Raw genomic sequence first — 4,582 nt, forward strand, 5'->3', positions numbered from 1 at the left:
AAGGAAGGCTTCGCGTCCGCGAAGCCTTTTGATTGGTGCAGTTGATTAAACCTCTAGTTCATTCAATCTAACTTCATAAGTCCGCATCGACCCGAGATCGCCGCGCGACAGCACCTTGCCCGAACGAATCAGCATCCGGAGCCGGTAATCGATCCAGGAATCGGAATAGATGTGATACGAGTGCCCGAGGACTTCGCCGATTACGCGAGTTGCTTTAAAGAAACCCTCATACTCTGCCTGTTCTCCCAACTCGCGCACACGCTCCAATATAAACGCATCATCCCGCGTCTCGTCGGCGTCCAAAATTTCACCATGCTGCCACGACCGCAACAGACTCGCACTCGACAGCAACCCCGCCATTTCTTCAGCTAAATCAGCCTTTACTTCTTCCGGCAGCCGCCTCCGAGAATGCTTGAAAAAATGAGCCATCTGCTTATTATTGCATTCGCCCGAATGGCGAATTTCGACACTTATATCCGTATCCCGCATCAGCTCGTCCATCGCTTCTGCCGTGTTGACGACCGTGAGATCCAGCTTTTTATCGGCCGTCAGAAAACAAAAGAGCCGAAGTCCAATCCCTTCCGCCGCATTGTCACTCGTCCAAAATGTGACTTGGTCGCCGTCTTGCAAACTCTTTATTTTTCGCAAAGTCTGTCTGTACGTTTCTTCCTGATGCTCAAAATATTCATCTTCCATAGTATACGAAGACCGGAGCCAAGCGAAATGACGTTCTATCCCTTCATCTTCATGGATTGCCGCAATCGGTCCCACTGACAAATCTAGCGATAACGGATGGATGGAATGGTTCTTTCCACGAAAAGCTATCTTCAAAGATCCCGCAGCCGATTCTCCAATGACAAAATGGTTCATAAATGACATCCTTTCTCGTTACATAAGCTTCCATGCTTTTAAGCTTATCATAGAATTTAAAAACCAATCCGCCTCTTTTTCACCTATACTTACTTAATATGAAACTATTTTCTGAAAACTTGCGTCTATGGGGTGTTCAGGAAGGGATGGAAACTTATGGCGGTCAGAATGACGGATGAAGAAATGAGAAATATCATGAACAGCCACGGCGAGCACCTGATCCGGCTGGCGTATTTCTACGTGAAGGATTGGAGTGCGGCCGAAGACATTATGCAGGAAGTGTTCATCAGCCACTACCGCAAGTCCGCCCAGTTCGACAACCGCGCTTCCTTAAAAACATATCTGTCGAAAATTACCGTCAATAAATGCCATGATCATCTGCGGAGCTGGCGGAATAAGCGCTCGCTGTTTTCGAACTCGCTCAGCGGTTTGATTTCTAATACAAAATCACCTGAAGATACTTACTTCCGGCAAGCCGATCAAAGCAATCTCACGAATAAAATCCTGGAACTCCCCATCAAATACAGGGAAGTGATTCTGTTGTTTTATTATCAGGAATTCACGTCGAAAGAAATCAGCGAAATGTTGGCCTGCTCGGAAAACACCGTCAAAACCCGGCTCCGGCGGGCAAAGGACATGCTGCGGGAAAAAGTGGATTTGAAAGAATGGGAGGGGATGCAGGATGAATAAATTCAAGCGCGATCTGGACGATTTTGTCGGAGAGTCACCTCGTTTCAACGAACAGCTGAAGCGAAAAATTCTGAGTGACATGAGGTGGGAAAAGCGCCCCGCAAACCGATTTGCCACCCTGCAATATGCCGCCATTCTAATGATCTTGTTGATGGTGACGACGATATTCCTGGTAGTGAATCTAGATGGAGGCGGCGCAGATCCGGGAAGTGCGCCAGGCACGACAAGCGAATTGCCGCCGCTGACGGATCCGGATACGCTGTCGGAAGTTGAAATGGTCGAAGCCAATGAGAATACGATATTAATCGAGTGGGGATCAGATGCGATGGACCGGGGCAATCACGATTACAACACGATTACCCACAGCAGTTTGGTTGTTGAAATCGGGTATCCGGAAGTCAATCGTGGTGATGTCGTGTATTACAAAACACCGAAATCTGCAATTGATAAAAACCCGAATTTGCCTGAGCACTATATTGCCCGAGTGGTGGGGCTGCCAGGAGAAACTGTGGAAATACGCGAGGGGCAGGTTTATATAGACAATAGAAAGCTTGATACGTTTTATGGAGTTGCAACTGACAGAGGGTTCGAAAAGGACGAGTATTTTGAAATGGCAGAGCGAAACTATGAAGAAGGAACTTGGACAAAGGATGAAGAAGTTTCACAAAAAGAACTTATCACTTGGGTGAATATGGACGCTAAAAAAGAGTATTTCGCCACCTCGATGGAACCTGTAAAAGTGTCAGACGAAGCTATTTTCGTTCTAGTCGATCAATGGTGGAGAGGCACTGACAGCAGGGACTTCGGAGAAATATCCCTCGAAGCGGTTGAAGGGAAAGTTTTGGGATACGCAAAATAGCAGATTCATATATGGGAAATAAATTAGTGCTGCCTTCTGCAGTGCTTTTTTTATTCCATAAAGGAATTTTCAGGAAAAAATAGAACTTATCAATAGATGTAAAAATTTTTTCAGATTCATTAATTGTATGGGCAAAGGAGAAGAATCATGAAAGCATGGCAGACGACAAACAGTGAATATCTTTATAAAACACCATTCGGCAACTTGCGGAAGGATACGTGCAGGCTGCCGAATGGCATGACGATCAACGATTATTACGTCAGTGAATTTTCGGACTGGGTGAATGCGGTCGTGATTACAGAAGACGGGGAGCTTGTACTGGTCGAGCAATACCGGCACGGCGGCCAAAATTTCTATCTGGAAATTCCGGCAGGCAAAATCGAAGCAGGCGAGACTGATGAAGAAGGGATTCTGCGTGAAGTTCGGGAAGAGACCGGATATACGTCTCTGGAAAAGCCGGTGCTGATTGGAGAATTTATGGTGAATCCAGCTGCGCAGAACAATAAAATAAAGACGTTTCTCGTGATGGGTGCTTATAAAGCGGGTGATCAGCAGCTTGATGAGACTGAAGATATTAGAGTGAAGCTGATTGATTTTAAAGAATTCGGCCGGTTGATAAGAGAGCGGGAAATTCAAACGCAGCTGTTTACAGCAAGCGCGTATTATATGGCGAAGGCGGTTTTGAGAGATACATAATTCCCGTGCTTACTATAACAATATAAGGTTGTGAATAATCGATGAGGATAAAATTGCTGTTGGCGCTGTTGGGCACACTATTGCTTTCTGGCTGTTCCACTTCGATTTCGAAGGAAGAAGCAGAAGAGATTGCGCTGGAACAAGCGGAAGCGGACAACTATGAATCACCAAAAATGTGGGATAGATACGGTGCCGAAACCCGATTGGGGTATATATACTCTAAAACTTACGATAAAGATGTCGAAGTCTGGGATGTTCATCTCGATACTGTAGACAATCCGAAAAAGCTCCATTCTCCGGCACTGACTTACTATATAAGCAAAGAAACAGTAGAAGTGATCGATGTGATTATAGGAGCGGTGTCCAATGAATAAAACTCAAAATAACGGTTTCGAGTTTCTGGATTTTATTGTTGTAAGTGAAGAGGAAATGGAAGGATACGCGGGCCTGGCCGGATCGTTCGCAGTTATATCTTGCGATGGCGGAGTCCTGATGGTCTACAACAAATGGCGGGAGCAGTGGGAGTTGCCGGCGGGCAGGCGTGAAGGCGACGAGACGGCGAAGGAATGCGCGGTTCGTGAGTTACACGAAGAAACCGGGCAATCCGTAAGTGATTTGGCGTTCAAAGGGTTGTTGAAGTTGAGGAAGATTTCTGACGGAAGCATCAAATACAACCCGGTTTATGCGGGGAATGTTGAAAAGCTGCAGCCGTTTCTCGACAATGACGAAACGTCAGAGATGAGGCTATGGGACCGGAGCGCGCCGCTTGGTGTGATAGATGAGATGGATTTGAAGGTGTTGGAGTTTGTGTGATGTTGGTGAGTGGAGTGAGAAATAGAGAAGCCTGGAGAGATTTTTTCTCTTCAGGCTTCTTTTTCAAGCAATCCAGCCAGCTTCTCTGTCATTTCCACTGTTAACGAGTAAACGGTATGCGTATCGTCTTCCCACATCAGCGAAGCCTGTTCGTCTTCATTGCCGATCCAGAGTTGCAAATATTGTTCATTTCCTTCAGTATCGCTTACTTTTAAATAAAGCGTGGGAGCGGACATGTTAACGATGCCCGGTTCTTTTGTGGTGCTGGAGAATATGGCGTCAAAAGATGTAATGTCATCAGCTTCTTCATAAATGACTGCATCGACGCCTTTCTTTTTTGTCACTTCCACTTTCGCAGTTTCTGCGATTTCAAGAAGTGACTCGCTTAGGAATGGTTCAGTTTCGTGAGTGGGTTCTTCCGCTTTGATTACTTCATTCGTTGGCTGGCAGCCGAAAAGCAGGGCGCTCGCAAACAATAAAATAAAAAGGCATGACACTTTCTTCATTGATTTCCAGCTCCTCATCCATGTTTTGAAATATAACGAGTAGACGGAGCGGGGCGGCAGAAGTTACAGCTGATATCGGAACTTCTGCTTGTTGTTGGGAGCGCAGATTGGCCAGTTGGGAGTAAAAGCGGGAAAGTTGGGAGTAAAC

At 46.0% G+C, this 4,582-nt stretch carries 8 protein-coding genes; 5 read left to right on the forward strand and 3 right to left on the reverse strand.

The window, feature by feature from the left end; genetic code table 11:
- Positions 1-45: 45 nt before the first annotated feature.
- Positions 46-870: a DUF1835 domain-containing protein gene (locus tag KW93_RS00335; RefSeq protein ID WP_033540957.1), complete on the reverse strand. Its 825-nt coding sequence runs from the start codon at positions 868-870 to the stop codon at positions 46-48.
- A gap of 156 nt (positions 871-1,026) precedes the next feature.
- Here KW93_RS00335 and KW93_RS00340 point away from each other — a divergent pair, with 156 nt between their 5' ends.
- The 5 genes from KW93_RS00340 to KW93_RS00360 all read left to right on the forward strand — a co-directional run bounded on the left by KW93_RS00340 (position 1,027) and on the right by KW93_RS00360 (position 3,928).
- The gene (locus KW93_RS00340; RefSeq protein ID WP_235318322.1) at positions 1,027-1,560 is read left to right on the forward strand and encodes a sigma-70 family RNA polymerase sigma factor; all 534 of its coding nucleotides are present in this window, start codon (positions 1,027-1,029) and stop codon (positions 1,558-1,560) included.
- On the forward strand, positions 1,553-2,419 hold the full coding sequence (lepB, locus tag KW93_RS16830) for a signal peptidase I (RefSeq protein WP_052131395.1): 867 nt from the start codon (positions 1,553-1,555) through the stop codon (positions 2,417-2,419). The genes KW93_RS00340 and lepB overlap by 8 nt, the downstream gene beginning before the upstream one ends.
- 147 nt (positions 2,420-2,566) lie before the next feature.
- The gene (locus KW93_RS00350; RefSeq protein ID WP_033540958.1) at positions 2,567-3,115 is read left to right on the forward strand and encodes an NUDIX hydrolase; all 549 of its coding nucleotides are present in this window, start codon (positions 2,567-2,569) and stop codon (positions 3,113-3,115) included.
- Between the two features lie 41 nt (positions 3,116-3,156).
- Positions 3,157-3,489 carry a hypothetical protein gene (locus tag KW93_RS00355; protein ID WP_152602393.1) on the forward strand — a complete coding sequence of 111 codons (333 nt, stop codon included), beginning with the start codon at positions 3,157-3,159 and terminating at the stop codon, positions 3,487-3,489.
- Entirely contained in the window at positions 3,482-3,928 is a 447-nt protein-coding gene (locus KW93_RS00360) for an NUDIX domain-containing protein (protein WP_033540960.1), read from the forward strand. Before KW93_RS00355 ends, KW93_RS00360 begins: the two co-directional genes overlap by 8 nt.
- A gap of 50 nt (positions 3,929-3,978) precedes the next feature.
- Here the strand turns inward: KW93_RS00360 and KW93_RS00365 are convergent, their stop codons facing one another.
- Positions 3,979-4,434 (reverse strand): hypothetical protein, encoded by a 456-nt coding sequence (locus KW93_RS00365; RefSeq protein ID WP_033540961.1) that lies wholly within the window; start codon positions 4,432-4,434, stop codon positions 3,979-3,981.
- A partial coding sequence (locus KW93_RS17670; protein ID WP_235318323.1) for a hypothetical protein occupies positions 4,361-4,582 on the reverse strand: 222 nt, incomplete at its 5' end. The genes KW93_RS00365 and KW93_RS17670, both read right to left, overlap by 74 nt.

Source organism: Planococcus sp. CAU13 (assembly GCF_000775575.1).
Lineage (GTDB): Bacteria > Bacillota > Bacilli > Bacillales_A > Planococcaceae > Planococcus.

Bases quoted from the DNA above. Each gene is read 5' to 3' on its own strand.
- KW93_RS00335 (WP_033540957.1), bottom strand. From the start codon at position 870: ATGAACCATTTTGTCATTGGAGAATCGGCTGCGGGATCTTTGAAGATA.
- KW93_RS00365 (WP_033540961.1), bottom strand. From the start codon at position 4,434: ATGAAGAAAGTGTCATGCCTTTTTATTTTATTGTTTGCGAGCGCCCTG.
- lepB (WP_052131395.1), top strand. From the start codon at position 1,553: ATGAATAAATTCAAGCGCGATCTGGACGATTTTGTCGGAGAGTCACCT.
- KW93_RS00360 (WP_033540960.1), top strand. From the start codon at position 3,482: ATGAATAAAACTCAAAATAACGGTTTCGAGTTTCTGGATTTTATTGTT.
- KW93_RS00340 (WP_235318322.1), top strand. From the start codon at position 1,027: ATGGCGGTCAGAATGACGGATGAAGAAATGAGAAATATCATGAACAGC.
- KW93_RS00355 (WP_152602393.1), top strand. From the start codon at position 3,157: ATGAGGATAAAATTGCTGTTGGCGCTGTTGGGCACACTATTGCTTTCT.
- KW93_RS00350 (WP_033540958.1), top strand. From the start codon at position 2,567: ATGAAAGCATGGCAGACGACAAACAGTGAATATCTTTATAAAACACCA.